At 70.7% G+C, this 20895-nt stretch carries 24 protein-coding genes; 10 read left to right on the forward strand and 14 right to left on the reverse strand.

The window, feature by feature from the left end:
• Positions 1-194: 194 nt before the first annotated feature.
• The gene (locus tag ACIG47_RS18860; protein WP_397432568.1) at positions 195-890 is read left to right on the forward strand and encodes an SRPBCC family protein; all 696 of its coding nucleotides are present in this window, start codon (positions 195-197) and stop codon (positions 888-890) included.
• 336 nt (positions 891-1226) lie between these two features.
• Here the strand turns inward: ACIG47_RS18860 and ACIG47_RS18865 are convergent, their stop codons facing one another.
• On the reverse strand, positions 1227-2051 hold the full coding sequence (locus tag ACIG47_RS18865; RefSeq protein ID WP_397432569.1) for a class I SAM-dependent methyltransferase: 825 nt from the start codon (positions 2049-2051) through the stop codon (positions 1227-1229).
• A 7-nt stretch (positions 2052-2058) separates the two neighbouring features.
• Positions 2059-2532 (reverse strand): GbsR/MarR family transcriptional regulator, encoded by a 474-nt coding sequence (locus ACIG47_RS18870; RefSeq protein ID WP_397432570.1) that lies wholly within the window; start codon positions 2530-2532, stop codon positions 2059-2061.
• 129 nt (positions 2533-2661) lie between these two features.
• Between ACIG47_RS18870 and ACIG47_RS18875 the strand changes: the two genes are divergently transcribed.
• Both ACIG47_RS18875 and ACIG47_RS18880 read left to right on the forward strand, forming a co-directional pair.
• Positions 2662-3321 carry a DUF998 domain-containing protein gene (locus tag ACIG47_RS18875; RefSeq protein WP_397432571.1) on the forward strand — a complete coding sequence of 220 codons (660 nt, stop codon included), beginning with the start codon at positions 2662-2664 and terminating at the stop codon, positions 3319-3321.
• The gene (locus tag ACIG47_RS18880) at positions 3305-4183 is read left to right on the forward strand and encodes a hypothetical protein (RefSeq protein WP_397432573.1); all 879 of its coding nucleotides are present in this window, start codon (positions 3305-3307) and stop codon (positions 4181-4183) included. The genes ACIG47_RS18875 and ACIG47_RS18880 overlap by 17 nt, the downstream gene beginning before the upstream one ends.
• A 46-nt stretch (positions 4184-4229) precedes the next feature.
• Here ACIG47_RS18880 and ACIG47_RS18885 read toward each other — a convergent pair whose 3' ends face one another.
• Complete coding sequence (locus tag ACIG47_RS18885; RefSeq protein ID WP_397432574.1) at positions 4230-4781, reverse strand: GNAT family N-acetyltransferase; 552 nt, start codon at positions 4779-4781, stop codon at positions 4230-4232.
• A 51-nt stretch (positions 4782-4832) separates the two neighbouring features.
• Between ACIG47_RS18885 and ACIG47_RS18890 the strand changes: the two genes are divergently transcribed.
• Positions 4833-5441 (forward strand): TetR/AcrR family transcriptional regulator, encoded by a 609-nt coding sequence (locus ACIG47_RS18890; protein ID WP_397432575.1) that lies wholly within the window; start codon positions 4833-4835, stop codon positions 5439-5441.
• Between the two features lie 151 nt (positions 5442-5592).
• Here ACIG47_RS18890 and ACIG47_RS18895 read toward each other — a convergent pair whose 3' ends face one another.
• Positions 5593-6237 carry a MarR family winged helix-turn-helix transcriptional regulator gene (locus ACIG47_RS18895; RefSeq protein ID WP_397432577.1) on the reverse strand — a complete coding sequence of 215 codons (645 nt, stop codon included), beginning with the start codon at positions 6235-6237 and terminating at the stop codon, positions 5593-5595.
• A gap of 146 nt (positions 6238-6383) precedes the next feature.
• On the opposite strand from ACIG47_RS18895, the gene ACIG47_RS18900 reads away from it, so the two are divergent.
• Positions 6384-7355 carry an aldo/keto reductase gene (locus ACIG47_RS18900; protein WP_397432578.1) on the forward strand — a complete coding sequence of 324 codons (972 nt, stop codon included), beginning with the start codon at positions 6384-6386 and terminating at the stop codon, positions 7353-7355.
• A 90-nt stretch (positions 7356-7445) separates the two neighbouring features.
• Positions 7446-8537 carry a Gfo/Idh/MocA family protein gene (locus ACIG47_RS18905; RefSeq protein ID WP_397432579.1) on the forward strand — a complete coding sequence of 364 codons (1092 nt, stop codon included), beginning with the start codon at positions 7446-7448 and terminating at the stop codon, positions 8535-8537.
• A 158-nt stretch (positions 8538-8695) separates the two neighbouring features.
• On the opposite strand, the gene ACIG47_RS18910 is transcribed toward ACIG47_RS18905, so the two are convergent.
• Both ACIG47_RS18910 and ACIG47_RS18915 read right to left on the reverse strand, forming a co-directional pair.
• Positions 8696-9046, reverse strand: a complete 351-nt coding sequence (locus ACIG47_RS18910) for a winged helix-turn-helix transcriptional regulator (protein ID WP_397432581.1) — start codon at positions 9044-9046, stop codon at positions 8696-8698.
• Positions 9047-9142: 96 nt separating this feature from the next.
• A complete protein-coding gene (locus tag ACIG47_RS18915; protein ID WP_397432582.1) occupies positions 9143-9994 on the reverse strand; it encodes an LLM class F420-dependent oxidoreductase in 852 nt (283 codons plus the stop codon).
• Positions 9995-10361: 367 nt separating this feature from the next.
• On the opposite strand from ACIG47_RS18915, the gene ACIG47_RS18920 reads away from it, so the two are divergent.
• Positions 10362-11501 (forward strand): LacI family DNA-binding transcriptional regulator, encoded by a 1140-nt coding sequence (locus ACIG47_RS18920; protein WP_397432583.1) that lies wholly within the window; start codon positions 10362-10364, stop codon positions 11499-11501.
• Positions 11502-11627: 126 nt separating this feature from the next.
• Here ACIG47_RS18920 and ACIG47_RS18925 read toward each other — a convergent pair whose 3' ends face one another.
• From ACIG47_RS18925 to ACIG47_RS18940, 4 genes are all read right to left on the reverse strand, one after another.
• A complete protein-coding gene (locus tag ACIG47_RS18925; protein ID WP_397432584.1) occupies positions 11628-12209 on the reverse strand; it encodes a GNAT family N-acetyltransferase in 582 nt (193 codons plus the stop codon).
• A 255-nt stretch (positions 12210-12464) separates the two neighbouring features.
• On the reverse strand, positions 12465-13259 hold the full coding sequence (locus ACIG47_RS18930; RefSeq protein WP_397432806.1) for an ABC transporter ATP-binding protein: 795 nt from the start codon (positions 13257-13259) through the stop codon (positions 12465-12467).
• Positions 13260-13309: 50 nt separating this feature from the next.
• On the reverse strand, positions 13310-14329 hold the full coding sequence (locus ACIG47_RS18935) for a FecCD family ABC transporter permease (protein WP_397432585.1): 1020 nt from the start codon (positions 14327-14329) through the stop codon (positions 13310-13312).
• Positions 14326-15348: a FecCD family ABC transporter permease gene (locus tag ACIG47_RS18940; RefSeq protein ID WP_397432587.1), complete on the reverse strand. Its 1023-nt coding sequence runs from the start codon at positions 15346-15348 to the stop codon at positions 14326-14328. Before ACIG47_RS18940 ends, ACIG47_RS18935 begins: the two co-directional genes overlap by 4 nt.
• 89 nt (positions 15349-15437) lie before the next feature.
• On the opposite strand from ACIG47_RS18940, the gene ACIG47_RS18945 reads away from it, so the two are divergent.
• Positions 15438-16421 (forward strand): iron-siderophore ABC transporter substrate-binding protein, encoded by a 984-nt coding sequence (locus tag ACIG47_RS18945; protein WP_397432589.1) that lies wholly within the window; start codon positions 15438-15440, stop codon positions 16419-16421.
• The gene (locus tag ACIG47_RS18950; protein WP_397432591.1) at positions 16421-17272 is read left to right on the forward strand and encodes a siderophore-interacting protein; all 852 of its coding nucleotides are present in this window, start codon (positions 16421-16423) and stop codon (positions 17270-17272) included. The genes ACIG47_RS18945 and ACIG47_RS18950 overlap by 1 nt, the downstream gene beginning before the upstream one ends.
• Before the next feature lie 103 nt (positions 17273-17375).
• Here ACIG47_RS18950 and ACIG47_RS18955 read toward each other — a convergent pair whose 3' ends face one another.
• The 4 genes from ACIG47_RS18955 to ACIG47_RS18970 all read right to left on the reverse strand — a co-directional run bounded on the left by ACIG47_RS18955 (position 17376) and on the right by ACIG47_RS18970 (position 20462).
• A complete protein-coding gene (locus ACIG47_RS18955) occupies positions 17376-18155 on the reverse strand; it encodes an SDR family oxidoreductase (protein ID WP_397432592.1) in 780 nt (259 codons plus the stop codon).
• Positions 18156-18327: 172 nt separating this feature from the next.
• Positions 18328-18924 carry a TetR/AcrR family transcriptional regulator gene (locus tag ACIG47_RS18960; protein ID WP_397432593.1) on the reverse strand — a complete coding sequence of 199 codons (597 nt, stop codon included), beginning with the start codon at positions 18922-18924 and terminating at the stop codon, positions 18328-18330.
• Positions 18925-19366: 442 nt separating this feature from the next.
• The gene (locus ACIG47_RS18965; RefSeq protein ID WP_397432808.1) at positions 19367-20206 is read right to left on the reverse strand and encodes a helix-turn-helix transcriptional regulator; all 840 of its coding nucleotides are present in this window, start codon (positions 20204-20206) and stop codon (positions 19367-19369) included.
• A gap of 103 nt (positions 20207-20309) precedes the next feature.
• Positions 20310-20462, reverse strand: a complete 153-nt coding sequence (locus ACIG47_RS18970; protein WP_397432594.1) for a hypothetical protein — start codon at positions 20460-20462, stop codon at positions 20310-20312.
• A gap of 124 nt (positions 20463-20586) precedes the next feature.
• Here ACIG47_RS18970 and ACIG47_RS18975 point away from each other — a divergent pair, with 124 nt between their 5' ends.
• Positions 20587-20781, forward strand: a complete 195-nt coding sequence (locus ACIG47_RS18975; RefSeq protein WP_397432596.1) for an ester cyclase — start codon at positions 20587-20589, stop codon at positions 20779-20781.
• The last annotated feature ends 114 nt before the right edge of the window (positions 20782-20895 follow it).

Below are 20895 nucleotides of genomic sequence, written 5' to 3' on the forward strand. Positions count from 1 at the left end.
ACGACGCACTGCCCGCTGCACGCTCGACGTCGGGGCGCGCCCCGGCACGCGCCTGCCCGCCGCCATGGACGTCGACGTCGTCGCCACACGGCACGACCACGCCTGACGCCCCAGCCGACCGGCTTCACACCGCTCGAAGCCCTGCCTCCGGACCGCCTCCACCGCGATCCGCCGGACCCGAACCAAGGACTGACATGACCATCTCCAGCATGCCCCGCCGCACCTCCCGCATCACCGTCGCGCTCGCCACCACGCTGACGACCGTGCTCGTCGCCGCCGGATGCTCCGGCGCGCAGGACCATGACGCCGACGCCTCCGCGAGCGCTTCGGCGGCGGACGTCCAAGCGCCGGAGGTCCAGGCGCCCTCCGTCGGCCAGCAGTGCGCCGGGCAGGGCATCGACGACTCGGCCGTCATCACCCGCGCCACCGAGATCCTGATCGACGCCCCGCTCGATCATGTCTGGGACGTGCAGACCGACGTCGAGTCCTGGGACGAGTGGCAGGACGCCGTCCTGACCGTCGACCGTCTCGACTCGGGCGACTTCGCGTCCGACTCACGGTTCCGATGGACCACGCCGGTTCCCGAGTCGGACTTCGCCCCTGCGGACACGCTGTCGATCACGTCCAGCGTGCAGGAGCTGGAGCCCGGCACGTGCATCCTCTGGGAGGGACCAGCCGTCGGGGAGTCGATCACGATCGACCGAGGTGTCCACCTGTGGACGTTCACCGAGACGGACGAGGGCACGCTCGTGCACACTGAGGAGTCCTGGGACGCCGAGATCCTGGACGCGCTCGAGGGACCGGACCACGAGACCGTCGCCGCCATGCTCGGAGGAGGCCTGGACATCTGGCTGCAGGCGCTCAAGGACGAGGCAGAGAGGCAGGCCTGACAGCCGGGCGCATGGGGAGGCACGCCTCCGACCGTGGAACCCAAGGAGCTGGGATCCCCGCCCCCAGGCCGAGGTCCCAGCTCCTGCCCGAGCGTGGGCCCAGACCACCTCGCTCGGGTCCCGACCCGAGACATCTCCCGGGCCTCTGCCCTGTGGGGAGCCTACGCGGGTCGCAGACCCTGAGGTCGATCCAGGACGGGTGAAAGCTGCGACCAGCGTCAGCAGTGCTGCAGACCTGGCAGCTCTGGACACGGACCACCCCGGACGCGATCACGTCGATCCGCGAGGCCGCCCGGGCAGGCGGCAGGGACGGCCGGCGTCGACCGCTGAGGCCGTTCAGAACCGGTAGTGGAGGATGCGCGCGCCTTGGCGGGACATCGCGGTGCTGTGCGCCATGAGGCGAGTCAGCGCACGTACGGGCTGCGGGAACGCCGCGACTTCCGGGGCGCGGGTGAGCAGCCGTTCAGAGACGAGGGTGAGGCCCGCATTCCAGCGTTCCGGCTCGCGGGGGTCGTCGAAGCCTTGGGCGGCATCGATGCCGAGGGCCTTGATGGAGGCGTCGTACCTCATCGCCCAGGCGGCGAAGCGGGTGTAGCCGTTGAGCGCGAGCTCGCCGGCCCGGAGCCGGGTGGTCAGCCGGCGGATCATGGCCTGGAAGGAGTCACCGGGCAGGAAGGGCAGCACGCCTTCGGCCACGATCACGGTGGGCCTGTCGTCCGGCAGGACCTCTGACCAGCTCTCCGCGGTGATGTCCGTGGCGACCAGGTGTGACCGACCCGGGAGATACCGCCGGCGCAGCTCCGTGACCTCGGGAAGATCGACGTCGTACCAGTCGACGCCGGCGGGTGGGGTGCAGCGGGCCATCCGGGTGTCGAGGCCGCAGCCCAGGTCGACGACGACCGCCTCGGGGTGCGTGGTGGTGAACTGGCGGACGACGTCGTCGAGCTTCTTGGCGCGGAGCGCGGTGCTGGCGACGAGGCTCGGTCTGACCTTGAGCCTGCCGAAGTCGTAGCCGGTGTCCTGGGCGATGCGGTCCGCGATCGCTGCAGCGAGGGTGTCGCCGAGGATCGGAGCCGGTGCCCTGCTGTCCTGTGCTCGTGCGTACAGGGTGAGCAGCAGCGTCTCCTGGACCGGGCTGAGGTCGAGCTGGAGGGACGGCATGGCTCTCCTAGCGCTTCAGGGGGTTGCGGGCCGCGATGTCGCGCAGCCAGGTCAGGGACTCCTGGGCCGCCTTGATGCGGCCGGCGCCTTCGCGGCCGACGAGGGCGAAGCCCTCCTCGGCGATGCCGCCGAACGCGCTCAGGCTGTCGAGCTTGCGTTCGACGACCTTGCGCCAGGCGTCGTCCTCGATGCGGTAGTAGGCCGTGCGGTCACCGGGACGGCGCACCTTGCGCACCAGTCCGATGGCGGTGAGCAGGCGCATGTTCGAGGTCAGAGACGCCCGGCTCGCCTGGATGGTGTCCGCGATCTCGCCGGCGGACTGCTCGGGCGGGTCGCAGATCATCAACCAGCCCAGGACTCGCCCGGTGATCGGCGGCAGCCCCCACTCCTCCACACAGAAGGTGGCCACCTGTTCCACCCATCGCATGAGCTGGTCCTGGCGCTCCTCGCTCATGGCGTCCTTGCTATGCGTTTCAGCCACGACTGAAATCTATAGCAGCGTCGCGCCCGCCGTCCAGACGTTCGGGCTGCACCGCGGAGGACAGCCCCACCGGAACGCGGCGGTGTGCACCATTCCGGGACATCAGGCCCGTTGCCTAGCTTCGGCCCCATGGAGACCACTTCGCCGCGCCCGCTCCCGCGCCAGGCGCTCTACCTGGCCACTGCCGCCCTCGCGACCCTGATCGGCGTGCACATGCTGCCCGGTTCCGGCGGTGTGGACCCGGTCCGCGACCTCATGTCGGAGTACCCGGTGCGCACCGCAGAGCCCGGCGTGGCCTACACGCTGGCCCTGCTGGGAGCGAATCTCGCCGTCGTCCTGCTGGGCGCCCACTGGGTCCGCGACGGGCTCCTGCGGTCCCGGCCCGTGGCGACGACGCTCCTCGGGCTGTGGTGCCTCAGCCTGCTGGGGCTGACCGTCGTCCTCAAGGACCCGGTCGGAGGCCCGGGCACCTGGTACGGCACGGTCCACATGGTCTGCACCGTCGTGAACTTCGTCAGCCTGCCCGCGCTCTGCGGACTGCTGTGGTGGCGGCATCGAGGCGATCCCCGATGGCGCTCGCACGCTCGGGCCGTCGGCGTCGTGGCCGGACTGACCATGGCCTGCGTGGTGCCGTTCGCCCTGGTCCTCCTGGCGGACAGCGGTCCGGGAGCGCTCAGCGACTCGGCACTCGGGCTCGTCGAGCGTTGCGTCGTGGTCCTCGACGTCGTGGCGATCGCGGCGCTGGCCCGCTGGTCGCGAGCAAGCGGAACCGTTGTCGTCGGGCGATAGCGAGATCGAGCGCTGGGCGATCAGCCCTTTCCAGCCACCCGGAGCGCACGAAGCCGACCACGTCGTCGCCGGCGATCTCGAGGTAGTGATAGGGCCGCGCACGGCAAGGAGGGATGCGCCGTTCGGGCTGGAGCAGACCGGCGTGACCCACGTCCCGGCGGGTGACGTGGGCCGCTACGCTCGCCAGGCGATGAGCTACCTCGATGAGAATGTGACCGCGGCGACTTCAAGGGAAACTACAAGAATGCGTTCTTGGACCACGACACGACGCGGCATGTCCGGCCTGGTCGCCGCGCTGTGCGCGGCTCCGTTCCTGTTGACCGCCTGCGGCGCCGGCTCGACATTGCTGGACACCGGCGCACTCCCCCGGGTCGAAGAGACCACCGATGGCGACATGGGAGCACCAGGGACCGGCTGGTGCGACGCGCTCGGCTACCTGGAGTCGAAGCTGTCGAACGCCGCCGACGGGACGACCGGCGAGCAGTACGCGCTCGAGAACGGTGACGTCGTCGGCGCCACCGCGTTCGTTCCCGGGGGCGGGTACTATCCCGATGCCGAATCGATGCTCGCGGCCATCCAGGCGGCTGTCGACGACTGCTCGGCCGACGCCGAGGAGGGCGACTACGGCGAGGCGACCTGGGAGCAGATCGGCGGTCTACCCGACGGGGCCCTGGGATTCACCTTCACGAGCGCGTCGTCGAACCCGGTGGAAGTCGGCAGCATCGCGTTCGCAGAGGCGGAGGACGGACGCCTTGTCGGCGTCGGGGTGACGCACAGCGGGAGTGGTGAGGCGTCGGTGGACGTGACGGATCTCCTCACCACGGCGCTCGAGCGAGCTGGCGAGGTGGAACCCACGAGCTGAGTCCGTCGCACGACACTGCGACGACCGCCGCCGACGAGCGGCTGCTTCACCGTCCCAAGGCCTGCCATTCGGGAGCGAGGACCGCCCAGACCTGCTTGTCGTAACGCCTGCCCTGGTACGGCCAGGCCTCGCGCCGAACACCCTCCAGCGTCATGCCGAGCCGCTTGGCCACCGCCGAGCTGCGGTCGTTGTCGGCACGGCAGTGCCATTCGGCCCGGTGCAGCCCCCGCGACGCGAAGGCCCAGTCCAGCAGGACACCCGACGCCTGGGTGATCAGACCGTGCCCCTCGGCGGACGGTTCCAGCCAGCATCCGATCTCGCACACGCCGGAACCGGCGTCGAGATCGGTGAACATCACGCCGCCGACCAGGACACCGGCACGCCAGATGCCGTACAGGCGGCCGCCGTCCTCAGCCTGGCGCGCCGCGTACCGCCTGAGCGTGCTCCGTGCCCCGTCCAGATCGTCGGTGACGAACGTGGGGCCGACCCACGGTCGGATGTGCTCACGAGCTCGGTCCATGTGGGCCGCGAACTCCTCGGCATGCCAGACCTCCAGCGGGGCGAGGTGAACACCGTCGCGCAGCACCAGCGAGAACATGAGGACTCCTCCATTCGCATAACAAGCGTTTGGACAATGTACCGTGGCAGCATGCCGCGTCCCAAGGGAGATCACGAGGCCCGTCGCCGTGAGGTGTCCGAAGCCGTCTGGCAGGTGATGGCCACGCGCGGCTTCGCCGGCCTCACGCTGCGCGCGGTGGCGACCGAGCTCGGCGCGACCACGGGTCTGCTCACGCACTACTTCCCCACCAAGCAGGCCCTCGTCGCGTACGCCCTCGATCTGCTCGAACGGCGGACCATCGCCCGCCCGCGCCGCCCCGCCGGCAAAGGACTGATCGCCCTGAGGCACGCTCTGATGGACATCCTGCCGCTGACCCCAGAAGCCATGGACAGCAACCGGATCTGGGTCTCCTCATGGGACGCCGCACTCTCCGACGGCGCCCTGCAGGCCGACTACGCCCGCAAGTACGCCCAGAGCCGCGACACGTTGCGCGAACGGGTGACCGCAGCCCAGGAGCTCGGCGAGCTTCCCCCAGGCAACCCGGCAGACATCGCGGCCGGCTCCCAGTCCTTCACTCTCGGCCTCGTGGTTCAAGCCCTGCTCGACCCTGCGACGTTCACACCACAGCGGCAGGTCGAGCTTCTGGACGACTACCTCGCCGCCCTGGCCACCTCGCGCCCGCCCGAGGATCGCCTCTGACCAGCTGCGTCGTCGGCGGGTTCGGTCTCGATGTCCCGGTCAAGCTGCTGGGCGGCGGAAGGCCAGGGGCGCCACGGCACTTCCCTGCACCTCTGGTGTTCGGCCGGGTCGGCGTCCAGGTCTCGTCAGGGCCGTGGCGTGCCCCGGTCTGCTACGGCTCGAGAACGCCGGTGTGAGCCGTCGTCGCAGGTGCGGGCGCGGTTCGTCCCTTGTTGATCGCGGCGTCCACTGCTGCGCCGATGCGCGTCAAGGCCATCAGGTCGCGCGGATCGAGCGAGTCGATCAGATATTCGCGGACTGCCGCGACATGCCCGGGCGCCGCCGCGACCACGACGTCGTACCCGGCCTGGGTCAGGGTGGTGTTGGTGCGGCGACCCGCGCCGGGTATCCGGGACCTGGCGAGGAGCCCTCGCTTCTCCAGTCGTCCGACGACGTGCGACAACCGCGACAACGACGCCGACGTGCGCACAGCGAGAGAGCTCATCTGCATGGTCCGGTCCGGCTCCTCGGAGAGGACCGACAGCACCATGTACTCGAAGAAGGTCATCCGGGACTCGCGCTGCATCCGCGCGTCCAGGGCGGCGGGCAGGCTGATCATGATCGCGGAGTTGGCCAGCCAAGCAGCCAGCTCATCACCGTTCAACCATCGCGGCTCGTCGTCCGACTCGACGAGCGGCTCCGCACCGGCCGCTGTGCCGTGAGGCTCTTCTGTGGCCGCCGTCGGTGTCACGCGGGACACGGAGCCGCCCTCCTCGACTCTCTCGTCGCGCACCTGAGCACCCGCTGCCTTGGCCATGCAACCAGCCTACGACGGCAGTTATTGACGCATCAAGTTCGAGAGGGTAGAACTTGACACGTCAAGTTCATCTTGATGCGTCAAGTTCTTGTCCGGTCGACGTGCCGGCTGTGGGCCTGGCGAATCGACCCCGAGAGGAACACTCGATGCAGACCACGTCACTAGGCGGGCTTGAGGTCTCGCGCCTCGGTCTAGGAGTCATGGGCATGTCCGCCTTCTACACGGGCAAGGACGAGTCCGAGGAGGACTCCGTCCGCACCATCCAGCGCGCTCTGGACCTCGGTGTCACCCACCTGGACACCGCCGAGGCGTACGGCGAAGGGGCCAACGAAACCCTGCTGGGTCGCGCAGTCAGGGGTCGTCGGGACGAGGTGGTGCTCGCCACCAAGTTCGGCCTGGTCTCGCACACCGGCCGGCCCGGGGCCGACAGCACGCCGGCGAACGTCCGGCTCGCTGTCGAGGGGTCGTTGCGGCGCCTGGGCACCGACCACATCGACCTGTACTACCAGCACCGAGTTGACCCGGACACCCCGATCGAGGACACCGTCGACGCCCTGGCCGACCTGGTCACCCAGGGCAAGGTCCGCTACATCGGCCTGTCCGAGGCCGGCCCCGCCACCATCCGCCGCGCGCACGCGGTCCACCCGGTGGCTGCGGTCCAGAGCGAGTACTCGCTCTGGACGCGCGACCCCGAGACGGCGGTGCTTCCGGTGCTGCGCGAGCTGGGGATCGGACTGGTGCCGTACTCCCCGCTGGGTCATGGCTTCCTGACCGGGCGCATCCGTTCCCTGGACGGTCTGGACGCCGGCGACTGGCGTCGTACCAACCCGCGCTTCACCGGCGGCAACCTCGAACGCAACCTGCGCATCGTCGACGAGGTCCGGGCCGTGGCGACCGAGACCGGAGCCACCCCCGCCCAGATCGCCCTGGCCTGGCTCCTGGCCAAGGGCGAGGACATCAACCCCATTCCCGGTACCCGACGCGTCGAGCGACTTGAGGAGAACATCGCTGCAGACGGGATCCGGCTCACCACGGACCAGGTGAGCCGGCTGGACGACCTGACGCCCGCGTCCGGCGACCGCCATGACCGCGACGGCATGGCCGCCATCGACCGGTGAAGGCGGCTCGACGACCGAGCCGAACCGCACGAGACGACCGCGTCTCAACCGCAGAAGAGTTGAGCAGCAGACCGAATGGAGCAGCAGATCATGGCAAGCAGTGTGATTCGTGTCGGGATCATCGGCGCGGATACGAAGGCGAGCTGGGCCGGCGCATCGCACGTCCCCGCGCTGGCGGCCCAACCGCAGCTCGTGCTGGCGGCGGTGGCGACCCGGCGTGAGGAGAGCGCACGAGAGGCCGCCGAGGTGTTCGGTGCCGAGCGTTGGTACGCCGACCCGTACGAGCTGATCAACGACCCGTCGATCGACCTCGTCACCGTCGCCGTCAAGGTTCCGGCACACCGCGAGCTCGTGCTCGCGGCCCTCGCGGCGGGCAAGGCCGTCTACTCGGAGTCCCCGCTGGGCGCGAGCGTTGCCCAGACGGAAGAGATGGCCGCGGCGGCCGGTACCCTGCACACCGCGATCGGGCTGCAAGGGAGCCTCAACCCGTCGGTACGCCGTGCGGCCGAGATCATCGCCCAGGGCCGGCTCGGGCGACTCTTGTCAGCCCGAGTGACCGCGACGACCTTCGGGAACGGCCCGGAGTCGGTGAGCGCCTATGAGTACTTCGACAAGGCGGACGCCGGCGCAGGCTTCATGACGATCGCGGTAGGCCATGTCCTGGACGTGATCGAGACGATCCTCGGTGACATCACCGAGATCGATGCGCGCACGGAGCTGCTCTGGCCCGAGGTGAAGCTGACCGACACCGGCACGACCACCACCCGCGAGGTCCCGGACCATCTCGACGCGATCCTCAAGACCTCGTCCGGAGCTGCCGTCGGAGTGCAGGTCCTCGCCGGTGTCCCGGTACCCGATGCCCGGTTCAGCCTCGAGGTCCGAGGCGCCGACGGCTGGCTCAGGCTGACCGGCAACCACCCCGCCGGCGTCCAGGTCGGCGACCTCACACTGACCTCGAACGTCGACTTCGAGGCGCCCGACAGCCCCGTCGCCACGGGTACCGGACCCGCCGCGGCCGAGATCTGGACCGGTGCCGCCATCAACGTGGGCGAGGTGTACGCGAGCCTCGCGCGCGACATCACCGACGGGACCCACCACACCCCCGGGTTCGCGCACGCCGCTCACAACAGCCGCCTGGTCGCCCGGGTCGAGCGGGCCGCACGAACCGGTGTCCGAGAGTAGGTGTGCCGGCAGGAACAAGTCCTGGTGTCCGCAGCAGTCTGCGCGGACACCAGGTCGCACCCGGCGCTGAAGCCATCGAGGTGGCCTCCACAGCGCCGCGCCCCGGTGTCCGCCGACCCGTCCCAGCCTGTGCGGACCAGGCTCGGCGTCGTCGACCGTCAGGATCGGCTGGGCAGGATCGTCAGCTGCCCGATCCGGTCCATGTTGGCGTATCCCCATTCGCACAGCGGGCGCAGCGTTTCGGCGAGACTCGCGCCGAACGGTGTCAGGGAGTATTCGACATGAGGCGGAAGCTCCTGGAAGTCCTTGCGGACGATGACGGACGCAGCTTCAAGGTCTTTGAGCGCGCCGATCAACACCTTCTCCGTCACGCCGTCGACCAGGCGGCGCAGCTGGCCGAACCTCTGCGGGCCGTGTGCGGCGAGCTGCCAGAGCACCAAGGACTTCCACCTGCCGCCGACGACGGACAGTGCGGCGTCCAGTCCGGAGTAGAACCCACGCTCGGTCATCTGGATCGACCTTTCCACCAGCCGCCACGGAAAAGCCTCGCCCGTGGGACGGAAACTCGCTGTTGATTCTCTCGGCCGAAGGGATGGATTCGGCGGTCAACGGTCCCGCCAGGCGAGCATCTTCTCCAGCTCGGAAAAGTTGAACCCGTTCTCGTCGGGATGGATCTCAGTGGTGAACAGGGTCACCCCCTCGGCGACAAGAGCGTCAGAGGTGGCCTCGTCGGTCCAATCAACTCCGCGTTCGATCGTCGCCTCATCTCGCCCGGCCTCCTCGACGAGGCCCTTGAGCAATTCGTTCTTGCGACGAAACTCCTCGATGGGCTCGAAGCTGTGCCAGATGTCGGCGTAGCGCGCCACGATCGGCAGGGTACGGCGTTCGCCGCCACCACCGATGAGGATGGGGATGTCGCGCACCGGAGCCGGAGTGAGCTGCTGCAGCCGGTTCGTGATGCGCTCGAGGCTTTCCTCGAAGTGGTCGAAGCGCGACTTCGTCGTGCCGAAGTCGTACTGGTAGACCTCGAAGTCCTTCTGGTACCAGCCGGTCCCCAGACCGAGGATGAGCCGACCGTTGCTGATGTGATCGACCGTGCGCGCCATGTCGGCGAGCAGGTCCGGGTTGCGGAAGGCGACGGCCGACACGAGGAGCCCGATCTCCGCCCTGCTGGTGATCTCGCCCCATGTCGCCAGTGCGGTCCACCCTTCGAAGTTGTTGACGTCTTCTTGCACCTCGTGCAGCTTCGGGACGCCGTCGACGATGTCGACGAACGGCTTGTGGAGGTGGTCGTAGCCGAAGACTGCGTCGGCGCCCAGCTCCTCGGCGTGCTGCACCGCTCGGCGCCAGGTCGCGTAGTCCGGTGTGCCGCCGGGCCAGAGCTGGACGCCGATGCGCACGCGGTCGGGCCGGCTCTCGGCAGTGGCGATGTCGGTGGTGCTGGACGTGCCAGGCATAAATGTGCCTCTCGTGTATTCGTGTGGGCTGCATCCCCCACGCCGGCGCTCAGACGCCACGGCAGAGAATTTGACGGCTCGGTCTGTTCGCCTGCGCCGGAATCGAGTGAACATGCCGTCACTTCCCGTGGACAAGTACCTACTTTTTTGTAAGTACCCCCGGCGGTGGGTTTCCGGGACGGCCAGCTCGTCCAGATTCAGGTGCGGACCCAGCCCGTCCGCGGGGTGTTCGATGAGTGCTTGCCGTTGACGAAGACCCCGCGCTCTCGGGGGTCGCTCATCGTGGTTCGCCCCATCGTGACCAGGGCCGAGGATGGCAGCGGTTCCATGATGGGATCGCACCAGCTGACCGAGCGGAGGAGGAGCAATGAGAGGGCATGCCCCGACCCTGCGGGACGTCGCCGACCTGGCTGGCGTGTCATCCACGACGGTGTCGCGCTTCATCAGCCGCAGCGGCTTCGTCAGCGCAGGAGCGCGTGCGGCGATCAAGCAGGCGATCGACGAGCTCGGCTATGTCCCGTCGGCGTCTGCACGCGGACTCGCATCGCGGCACACGGGTATGGTCGGTCTGTGCCTGCCCGTCGTCGAGGCCGACGCCGACCTGGCGGATCGCCGGTCGTCCCGCCCGGCGCGCGGCGCTCCGGGTGGCGAGGCAGTGACCATGGTGGTCGACGCGGAGCCGGACTCCCTCGTCTCCTGGGGCGGCATGTACTTCGGCGAGGTGGTGCGTGGCGCCGAGTTCGCGGCCTGGGACGCGGGGCTCGCGATCACGGTCGCGATGACCCGGACCCCCGACCTCGAGGCGCGCGTGCTCAACATGGCCGGCCGGGTCGACGGCATGGTCGTCGTCAGCGGGACCCTCCCGGAGGACCTGCTCGACCACGTCGCCCGCCGCGTGCCGGTCGTGCTTCTTACCGGGCTGAGCCCGGCGAGCGCCCACGACCGCGTGACCGTGAGCAATGCGGAGGGCGTGGAGCGCCTTGTCGACCATCTCGTGGCGGACCACGGGATCACGACGTTCGAGTACGTGGGCGCGTGGGCCGGCACGCCCGACGACGACGAACGCTTCCGCGGATTCCGCCGCGCTCTGCTGCGGGCCGGCCTCGAAGCGCCCGAGGCTCCGCGGCTGCGGGGTGACTTGGGCCGGGGGCGCGGGCGGGAGATCGGAGAGGCACTCGTCGCAGGACGGAGCCACGGCGTGGCACTGCCTGGCGCGCTGGTCTGCTGCAACGACAACACGGCGCTCGGGCTCCTCGACGTCTTCGCGGCGTACGGCATCCGCGTCCCGGACGACGTGGTGGTCACCGGCTTCGACGGCATCGAGGCCACCCGCACGTCCACGCCGCCGCTGACCACAGTGGAGCAGCCGATGGCCGAGCTCGGGCGTGCGGCGGTGGAGGTCCTCACCGCTCGGATCGCGGAGCCCGCCCGCCGCACGGTGACCAGGAGCCTCCCCGTCACCGTGGCGCTCCGCGCCAGCTGCGGCACCCACCGGGCGAGTCCCTGACTCTCTCGTCGCCCGGTGCTACCGCGAGAAGGGTGGGACTGCCGCATGGACCGGCGCCGTCGAAGATCACCAGCCCGCCACCTCACCCGACCGCCGCCTACGGTGAGCGGGGCGGTTCACCGCGGGTCAGGCCGGCCATTCCTCGGCGAGCAGCCCGAACCGCAGGACGTCCATCCACACGCCTGAGCGGTGCAGCTTCGCCTTGCGGCTGTGCTCCTCGCGCCGCATCCCGATGCGCTCCATGAGCCGCCACGACGGCTCGTTCTCGGCAAAGCACCGCGCATGCACCCGCCGCAGTCCGAGAGCGCCGAAGCAGACCCCGACGATCGCCCGGACGGCCTCCGTCGCGTAGCCGCGACCACCGTAGACAGGGTTCAGCGTCCATCCGAGCTCCGCCTGCGAGCTGCGGGCGGCCTCGACGGTCTCGCGCTGCGCCGACCCGTCCTCGACGCGCACCATCATGTCACCGAGGACCGTGGCACCCTCGGCCGTCACGAGCTCGATGACCAGCAGGACCGCGAGACGTTCGGGCCGCACCAGCTCGGCGCGGAACGTGTCCAGGTCCTTCGGGTTGTTGGAGATCCACTGCGTGACCTCGGGTAGCCGCCGATGCCGCCACAAGGCCTCCGCATCGTTCGATGTCACCCGCCGGATACGAAGCCGTTCGGTGCGGACCGGCCACGGGACCACGTCGAGAAGATCAGGCACGCAGACACGATACGTGGCGGTCGACGCCCGGACGTCGACGGATCGCCGTCCTGATCACCCTTGCACTCCTCATCCTGGCAGTCTGCGCCAGGGCCGCCCCACCGGTGGACTCGGCCATCAGGTTCGGTCGGCGGCCGGGACATCTCGCTCGGCGCGGTCGCGGCGAGCGCGGTCGCCTCCGTGCTGCGACGGCCCGTGCGTCGGCCGGCACGACCGGTGCCCGTTCCATCCGCGGCGGGCACGCGTTCGCCCTCGTCAGCGGCGTGTCGCGGCGCTGTGCGGCACCACGAGCGGGCGGCCCGTGAGCGGGTCGTCGATCACCACGGCGGGCAGGCCGAACACATGCTCGACGAGGTCGGCCGTGACGATCTCCTGCGGAGCGCCGGAGGCGACCACGGCGCCGTCCTTCATCACCACCAGGTGGGTCGCGTAGCGGGCCGCGTGGTTGAGGTCGTGCAGCACCGCCACCAAGGTGGAACCCTCGTCGTTGAGCCGCGCGAACAGGTCGAGCAGCTCGATCTGGTGGGCGATGTCGAGGTAGGTGGTGGGCTCGTCGAGCAGGAGCAGCGGCGTCTGCTGGGCGAGCGCCATGGCCACCCAGACCCGCTGGCGCTGGCCGCCGGAGAGCTCGTCGACGAGCCTCTGGGCGAGCTCCTCGGTGCCGGTCGCCGCGAGCGCCGCGGCGACCGCGGCACGGTCGGTGGCGGCGTCGCGGTGGAACAGGTCCTGGTGGGGGTAGCGTCCTCGCGCAACGAGGTCGGCGACCGTGATGCCGTCGGGTGCGACGGCGGTCTGCGGCAAGAGCCCGACCTGGCGTGCCACCTCCTTGGTGCGCAGCTCGGCGACGGAGCGTCCGTCGAGGACCACCTGCCCCGCGGTGGGGCGCAGCAGGCGGGCGAGTCCGCGCAGCAACGTGGACTTGCCGCAGGCGTTCGGGCCGACGATCACGGTGAACGACCCGTCGGGTACGGCCAGGTCGAGGCCGTGGGAGACGACACGGCCGTCGTAGGCGAGCGTCACGTCGTCGGCGCGCAGCCGGGATCGTTCCATCGGTTCCTCCGGGTGGTTCGGGTGCGGCGTCGGGCGGGGTCCGGGGGTGGTCATGCACGCCTCGCCTCCCGGACCAGGACGCCGAGCAGGTAGAGGCCGCCGAGCACGACGGTGACGACGCCGACCGGCACGGGCTGGGCCGGGACGTACTGCGCCAGCAGGTCGGCGCCGAGCAGCAGGAAGGCGCCGGTCAGAGCGGAGTGCACCAGCGGGATGCCGGCGCCGGTCCGGAGCCGCCGGGCGACCTGCGGCGCGGCGAGCGCGATGAACGCGATGGGCCCGGTCGCGGCGGTGACCAGCGCGGTGAGCAGGATGCCGAGCCCGATGATCGCCAGCCGCGTCGGCTCCACCCGTACGCCGTGCGCGGCGGCCGCGTCGTCGCCCAGCTCGAGCTGCCGCAGCGGCCGGCTCGCCCGGACCACGAGCGGCGCGGTGATCAGCAGGACCCCGACGGCGGGGACGACGTCGGACCACGAGGTGAGGCTGAGCGACCCGGTGCCCCAGATCGCGGCGCCCATGGCGACCTCCTCCTGGGCGCGCAGGAGGAGCCAGGTGTTCAGGGCGTGCAGCATGGCGGTGACGCCGATGCCCACGACGATGAGCCGGAAGCCCTGGACGCCGCGCCGGTAGGCCAGCAGGTAGACCAGGATCGCGGTGCCGAGGCCGCCCAGGAGCGCGCCGGCCGTCGTCGTCACCACGCTGGTGCCGAGCACCACGGTGACGACGACGACCCCGGTGTAGGAGCCGGTGGCGAACCCGATCAGGTCGGGCGAGCCGAGCGGGTTGCGGGTCAGTGTCTGGAACAGCGCGCCGGAGACCGCGAGCGCCGCGCCGAACAGGACCGCCGCGGTGACGCGCGGCAGCCGCCACTCGAGCACCATCGTGGACTCGAAGCCGCTGGTCCCGGTCAGGGCGGTGAGCACCTGGGGCACGGTGAGCGGGTAGTCGCCGAGCATGAGCGCCACGACGGCCAGCACGAGGGTCGCGACCGCGAGCAGCAGGGCGATGGCCGTCGGGCCGAGCCGGGCCGGACGCGGCCCGGCGGCACGAGTCAGCCGGACGGCGCTCACAGCGCGAACGCCTTCTGCCGGCGGACCAGGGCGATGAGCACCGGGGCCCCGACGAACGCGGTGACGATGCCCACCGGCATCTCCCCCGGCCAGAGCACGACGCGGGCGAGGACGTCGGCGGTCAGCAGCAGCACGGGCGCGAACAGCACGGTGAGCGCGATGATCCAGCGCTGGTCGGGCCCGGCGACCCAGCGGGCGACGTGCGGCACCATCAGTCCGACGAACGAGACGGGTCCGACGATGGCCGTCGCGCCGCCGGCCAGGAGGGTCACCGCCAGGACGGCGCCCACGCGGGTGAGCCAGACGGTGGAGCCCAGCGCCGTGGCGACATCGTCGCCGAGAGCGAGGGCGTTCAGCGACCCGCCCAGCAGCAGGGCCGTGACCAGACCGATCGCGAGGAACGGCAGCACCGGTCCGGCGACCTGCCAGCCGCGGTCCACCAGGGACCCGGTCTCCCAGCTCAGGAGCGTGTTGAAGGTGCGCGGGGCCGCGATGCGCAGGCCGGAGACGATGCCGGCCAGCACTGCGGTGAGCGCCACGCCGGCGAGGGTGAGCCGCACGGGGTCGACGCGGGCACCGCCGGAGCCGCCGACCAGGGCGACCGCGACCGTCGCGACGAGCGCGCCGGCCAGCGCGAGCCAGACGTACTGCTCGGGACTGCCGAGGCCGAGCAGCACCACGCCGAGGGCGACGAAGAACGACGACCCGGCGGTGACGCCGAGGATCCCCGGGTCGGCGAGCGGGTTGCGGGTGACCGCCTGGACGAGTGCGCCCGCGACGCCCAGCGCGATCCCGACCGCGCAGCCGATGACGGTGCGCGGCACACGCAGCTCGACCACCGCGTGCCGGTCCCCCGCGGGGACGTCCTGGCCGAGCAGGGCGGCGACGACGACGTCGGGCGGGACGGGCCTGCTGCCGACGGCGAGGCTGGCGACGATCACGACGAGGAGCGCGACCGCACCAGCACCGAGTGCGAGGTAGCGGGCCGCGACGGGGTGCTGAACCGGCGAGTGGGACATAACGGAGGTTAGGCTAACCTAATTGCGACGCCGCTCCGGCACCGCGTCCGTCCCGCACGTACCGTTCCACGGAAGAGAGCTCCGCCCCGATGCGTTCCCCACGCCTGCTCACCGCAGTCCTGGCCCTCCCCGTCCTCGCGCTCGCCGCCTGCTCCGCCGCGGAAGGCTCCCCGTCCGCGGAGGGCTCCGCGGACGCCGGCGGGGCCTATCCGGTCACGATCGACACCACGTTCGAGCCGGTGACAATCGACGAGAAGCCGGAACGCGTGGTCGCGCTCGGCTGGGGCGACGCCGAGGTCGCACTCGAGCTCGGTGTGCAGCCCGTCGGCGCGTCGGACTGGCTCGCCTTCGGCGGCGAGGGCGTGGGCCCCTGGTCGGCGGGCCTGTACGACGAGGCGCCCGAGATCCTCGGCACCCTGGAGCTGTCCTACGAGGCCGTCGCGGCCCTCGAGCCCGACCTCATCCTGGACACGCACAGCTCCGGCGACGAGGAGCGCTACGAGCGGCTCTCCTCCATCGCCCCCACCGTCGGCGTCCCCGAGGGCGGCGAGTCGTACCACACGGACTACGACGTGCAGGTGACGATGATCGCCCAGGCGCTGGGCGTGCCGGAGCAGGGCGAGGAGCTGCTCGCCGAGGTCGACGAGGCGTTCGAGCAGGCCGCCGCCGACCACCCCGAGTGGGCCGGCACCACGTTCACCGCCGCGACCCGCACCAGCGAGGGCTGGGGCGCCTACGTCAACGACGGGCGCTCCCTGCTCATGGAGCGGCTCGGCTTCGAGGCGAGCCCCACCATCACCGACCTGCCCGTGGAGGAGAACGGCTGGAGCGTCCGGATCTCGCAGGAGCAGCTCGACCTGCTGGACTCCGACCTGATCGTCGCGTTCCCCATCTGGATCGACGCGAAGGAGATCACCGAGGACGCCGGCTGGCAGCAGATCCCGGCGGTCGCCGACGGGCGCGCCGTCGTCATCGGCGACGACCTCTCGGCCGCGTACTCGCTGGGCACGCCCGCCGCCCAGCTCTACGCCCTGCAGGAGCTCACGCCTCTGATCGAGGAGGCGCTGGGCTGATGGCGATGACGCTCACGGCACCGGCCGCGCCGGCGTCTGCGCTCGCGCCCGTACGGAGGCCGCTCAAGCCCGCCGCCGCGCAGGTCCGCACGTTCGAGGTGGTCGCGAGCCGAACCGTCTCCCCCGGCTTCCGCCGGGTCACGCTGCGCAGCACCGGGGACGGCTTCGAGGACGAGTTCGAGCACTTCGGCCACGACCACTGGTTCCGGCTGTTCTTCGCCGACGTCGGCCAGGAGCTGGACCTGCCGTTCGGCCCCGCGGACGGCTGGTACGCGCGGCTGCTCGCGATGCCGGAGGTGACCCGCCCTGCCGTCCGCAACTACACCGTGCGCCAGGCGCGCCGGGTGGGCAGCCGCTGGCAGCTCGACGTCGACGTCGTGGTGCACCGGGACGCGGCGGGCCAGGTCGACGGCGCCGGCGCCCGCTGGGCACAGCGGTGCCGGAACGGTGAACGCGTCGGCCTGCTCGACCAGGGCCGCATCTTCGACGCCGACGCGCACACCGGCCCGGTGCTCGTGATCGCCGACGAGTCCGGCCTGCCCGGAGTCGAAGGCATCGCGAACACCCTCGACGGCCGCGCAGCCACCTACCTGCTGGAGGTGCCGCACGCGGCCGACCGGCGAGCCCTGCCCGCCGCCGACGTCCGCTGGCTGGTGCGCGAGGATGGCCGGCCTGCCGGCTCCGCGGCGCTCGACGCACTGCGCACGACCCGCGTGGACCCGGCCGCCTACGTCTACGTCGTGGGCGAGGCGTCGTTCACGCTGGCGGCGCGGGCGCACTGCCTGAGCGCTGGCGTACCCAAGGCGCGGATCGACTTCTGCGCGTACTGGCGCCCGGGCCGGAGCCACTGAGCCACGGTGGCCGGCGGCGCGGTCAGGACACCGCGGTCGGGGCGATCGCGATGGCGCACGCTACCGCTGCGCGACAGCGGTGGTCGCCGGAGCCCCCGGCCTCTCAGAAGGTGGTCGTCATTCCGCCGTCCACCGTGAGGGTCTGGCCTGTGATGAACTCGGCGGACGGCCCTGCGAGGAAGACGACCGCACCGGCGATCTCGTGCGGGCGACCCCAGCGCCCCAGGCTCGTACGCCGCTGCAGCCACTGCTGCCACTTCGGGTCCTGGGCCAGTGGGGCGTTGGTCTCCGTGGCGAAGGTACCCGGGGCGACCGCGTTGACCCTGATCCGGTGCTCGCCCAGCTCGGCCGCGAGCGCCCTGGTCATCCCTTCGACCGCCGCCTTGGCCACCGGGTAGCCGACGTCGCCACGGCGACCGAGCTGTCCGATCACGGACGAGACGTTGACGATCGCGCCGGGTGCTGCCCGTTCGATCAGGCCGGTCGCGATCTGGCGGCTGAGGGCGTAGGCGGCCACGACGTGCACCTGGAGCAGCTGGTTCAGTGCCTCCGGCGTGATCTCGGCCAGGCCCCGGCGGTCTCGGTGCCCGACATTGTTCACCAGGACGTCTACGGGCGGATGCTGCTCCAGGACGGCAGCCGCCCGAGCCGGGTCGGTCGCATCGAAGCAGACCGCGTGGACGTCCAGTGCGTGCGCACGGAGCTCCTCGACGGCCCGGTCCAGGGTGGCCGGGTCGCGCCCGTTCATCAGGACGCGTGCTCCGGCCTGCGCCAGACCGCGAGCGATCTCGTACCCGAGCCCGCGCACCGAGCCCGTGACGAGCGCGACCCGTCCGCTCAACCCGTACATGGCCGTCAAGCCGTTGCCGTCTCGGGCTGACACGTCCACCTCCGCTGAAGCGCCCTCGTCATGGACTGTAGCGACCGGGTGCCTGAAATGTCGCCACCAACGATCCTGCGATCGCCGCCGGTGTCTCGGACGCCGCACGACGTCTGGCGGCGCCTGGTTGCTCAGGGCCGTGCACAGGCTCGGGTTGGCTGGGCCTGGCGGAGGCTCAGGCCCCCCGTGCACCCGAGGAGAGTGCGTGCTCCAGCAGGACCTCGGCCGCAGCGCGAGCGTGACGACCGTAGGCGGGTTCGTCGAGCACCATCGCTCGGCTGACCGCCCCGTCCGAGAGGGTGACGAGCTGCTCGGCGAGCGACTCCGGCTCGTCGACCCCGAGCTCGTCGAGCAGGGCGGTCACCAGCGTGAGCATCTCCAGCTTCTGCTCCCGCGCGAGGGCGTGCACACGGTCGGCGGGGTCCGGGTGCTCGGCCGCTGCCTGGATGAACGGGCAGCCCCGAACAGCGCCGTCCGACCTGGGTGGCACGACGAACAGTGCCAGGAGGCGGTCACGCGGCGGGAGATCGGCACGCCTCAGGGTGTCGAGCAGCGTGTACCCGGAGTGCAGCAGGCCGTCGAGCTGCGCCAGGACCAGCTCCTCCTTCGTCGGGAAGTGCGCGTACAGGGTCCGCTTGGAGACCGGGGCCGCTGCCGCGACATCCTCCATCGTGGTCGCCGTGATGCCCTGCCTCGCGAACAGGCTGCTCGCCGCGCTGAGCGCCCGCTCTCGTCCTCCGCGCCCGGCCCGGCGTACGGGTGTCTCGCTCATATCGTCAACTATACGCCAGCGTTTACTTCGGCGCGATGGTCAGTTACGGTGGCTCAGGTAAACGGAATCGTGTACTTAGGAGCATTCGTGGCAGTCGTGTCCAGCGACCTCACCCGTACGGCCGAGCGGCTCATCCGCGGCCGACACGCGACCAGGGCGTTCCTGCCCGACCCTGTCCCAGCGGAGACGATCGAGGCCCATGACGCGTCCCCTCCCAGGAAGGTTCAGCCGATACCCCGAACATCGTGGTCGACGACCCGGATCCTAGGCCGACGGCCAGTTCGCCGCGGAGCAGCCAGGTCCCGACCTGGAGCGAAGACCCCGAAGTCGGAAACGTGACCCGCGTGGCGCGGTATGGATCGGCGACATACCGGTCCTGACCTGGAAGTTTGTCGCCGGTTCCCTACGGCTGCCACCACGGGGCTCGCCCACCGTGACCGGCCTAGCGGCTCCCCGGGGACGGCACGAGAGCCATGAGCCGCTGCAGCCTCTCGGAGCTCTCCGTCCCGCGCACCGCGGTATACACCGACAGGCGATGGTGTCGCTCCGGGTCGGCCAGCGACTGGTAGTTCAGCTCCAGCGCACCGACCTCCGGATGCACCAAGCGCTTCACCAGTGGCGGGATCGCGACCTCATGCCTGTGCCATACCTGCCTGAACTCCTCGCTCTGGTCCAGGAGCAGCTCCACGAAGTACGCCGCCCGGGACCCCGGGCCGCGCAGCGTCGCGACCTGACGCAGCCCGGACACGAAGACCCGGGTCAGGAACACGTGGTCCTCGCGCGCATACAGCTGCCGCGTGGCCGGATCGACGAACCACCGGTAACCGACACTACGCGCCGGCCCACGATACGACGTGCGGTCCCCGGTGAGCGCGACGTGCAGCGGACTCTGGTAGAGGGTCTCACCCAGCTCCGTGCTGATCTCGGCGGGCACGTCACCGATACGGTCCACGACGTGCCGCAGACCGGGGCTGAGCTGCGAGCCGTCCGGACCACGGAGAGGTGCGTTCAGCCCAGCCAACCGGAACAGGTGGGCCCGCTCGTCCACGGACAGCCGCAGACCTCGCGCGATCGAGGCGACCATCTGTTCCGACGGCCGAGGCCCACGCCCCCGTTCGAGCTTCGTGTAGTAGTCCACCGACATGGTGCACAGCTGGGCCACCTCCTCGCGCCGCAGCCCACTGGTCCGACGTCGTGCACCACGCACGATCCCGAAGTCCTCCGGCTGGAGCGCCGCTCGTCGCCGTCGAAGGAAATCGGCCAGCCCAGCCCGGTCGATCATCATCCGTGGTCCCCCGTGTCGTCTCGTGCCAGCACCGGTCCGTCTGTACCGTCTCCGCCCGTGCCGTGTCAGCACGATCGATCTCGCACACCCTGCCCGGGCTCTAGGCGCGGCCGGCCCCGGCCTCGATCGTGACGTGCGGGAACGCCTCGAACCGCACTCCCCATACCCCGCCGGCCCGCAGCGCCGGACAGACCACGGTACGAGGCCGGAGCAGCCCGATCGCGTCCGCGACCGGATCGCTCACCTGCAGCACGGGCAGGAAAGTAGACGATGCGTAAGGAACGGCAGACGGCACGTTATGGATCCTAGCCGTGCACGCGCTCAGGCTTGCCCTGCACCCGCACCTCGATCGCCACCGGCGACACGAGGCGACCTGCGTGACACAGCACCACGAGATCGGCGCACGCCTGACCAACACCGGCACCCCGGTCAAGGAATGGCTCGGCGTCACTCCCACCGGCGCCTCCTTCGAGATCACCGAGTACGCCCTCTACCGGGTCCACGACGGGCGGTTCGTCAACATGACCAACCTCCAGGACACCGACACCGCCAGGGAACAGCTGAGCGACTGACCACGAAAGCGGCACACCGGTCTAGGCAGGTACGTGCCAAGGGCGGATCGTCAGGCCCTGAATAACGCGGTCCACGTCAATCACAGTGGGAGCTGACAGCCTGACTTCTAGGAG

The sequence above is a fragment of the Promicromonospora sp. NPDC052451 genome (genome assembly GCF_044547525.1).
In the GTDB taxonomy this organism is placed as follows: Bacteria; Actinomycetota; Actinomycetes; order Actinomycetales; family Cellulomonadaceae; genus Promicromonospora.

Excerpts from the sequence above, each read along its gene's own strand:
- ACIG47_RS18885 (WP_397432574.1), bottom strand. The coding sequence starts at position 4,781 with ATGTTCTCGCTGGTGCTGCGCGACGGTGTTCACCTCGCCCCGCTGGAG.
- ACIG47_RS18915 (WP_397432582.1), bottom strand. The coding sequence starts at position 9,994 with ATGCCTGGCACGTCCAGCACCACCGACATCGCCACTGCCGAGAGCCGG.
- ACIG47_RS18965 (WP_397432808.1), bottom strand. The coding sequence starts at position 20,206 with ATGATCGACCGGGCTGGGCTGGCCGATTTCCTTCGACGGCGACGAGCG.
- ACIG47_RS18895 (WP_397432577.1), bottom strand. The coding sequence starts at position 6,237 with ATGGCCAAGGCAGCGGGTGCTCAGGTGCGCGACGAGAGAGTCGAGGAG.
- ACIG47_RS18950 (WP_397432591.1), top strand. The coding sequence starts at position 16,421 with ATGGCGATGACGCTCACGGCACCGGCCGCGCCGGCGTCTGCGCTCGCG.
- ACIG47_RS18960 (WP_397432593.1), bottom strand. The coding sequence starts at position 18,924 with ATGAGCGAGACACCCGTACGCCGGGCCGGGCGCGGAGGACGAGAGCGG.
- ACIG47_RS18920 (WP_397432583.1), top strand. The coding sequence starts at position 10,362 with ATGAGAGGGCATGCCCCGACCCTGCGGGACGTCGCCGACCTGGCTGGC.
- ACIG47_RS18905 (WP_397432579.1), top strand. The coding sequence starts at position 7,446 with ATGGCAAGCAGTGTGATTCGTGTCGGGATCATCGGCGCGGATACGAAG.
- ACIG47_RS18890 (WP_397432575.1), top strand. The coding sequence starts at position 4,833 with ATGCCGCGTCCCAAGGGAGATCACGAGGCCCGTCGCCGTGAGGTGTCC.
- ACIG47_RS18860 (WP_397432568.1), top strand. The coding sequence starts at position 195 with ATGACCATCTCCAGCATGCCCCGCCGCACCTCCCGCATCACCGTCGCG.
- ACIG47_RS18945 (WP_397432589.1), top strand. The coding sequence starts at position 15,438 with ATGCGTTCCCCACGCCTGCTCACCGCAGTCCTGGCCCTCCCCGTCCTC.
- ACIG47_RS18875 (WP_397432571.1), top strand. The coding sequence starts at position 2,662 with ATGGAGACCACTTCGCCGCGCCCGCTCCCGCGCCAGGCGCTCTACCTG.
- ACIG47_RS18910 (WP_397432581.1), bottom strand. The coding sequence starts at position 9,046 with ATGACCGAGCGTGGGTTCTACTCCGGACTGGACGCCGCACTGTCCGTC.
- ACIG47_RS18900 (WP_397432578.1), top strand. The coding sequence starts at position 6,384 with ATGCAGACCACGTCACTAGGCGGGCTTGAGGTCTCGCGCCTCGGTCTA.
- ACIG47_RS18930 (WP_397432806.1), bottom strand. The coding sequence starts at position 13,259 with ATGGAACGATCCCGGCTGCGCGCCGACGACGTGACGCTCGCCTACGAC.
- ACIG47_RS18940 (WP_397432587.1), bottom strand. The coding sequence starts at position 15,348 with ATGTCCCACTCGCCGGTTCAGCACCCCGTCGCGGCCCGCTACCTCGCA.
- ACIG47_RS18865 (WP_397432569.1), bottom strand. The coding sequence starts at position 2,051 with ATGCCGTCCCTCCAGCTCGACCTCAGCCCGGTCCAGGAGACGCTGCTG.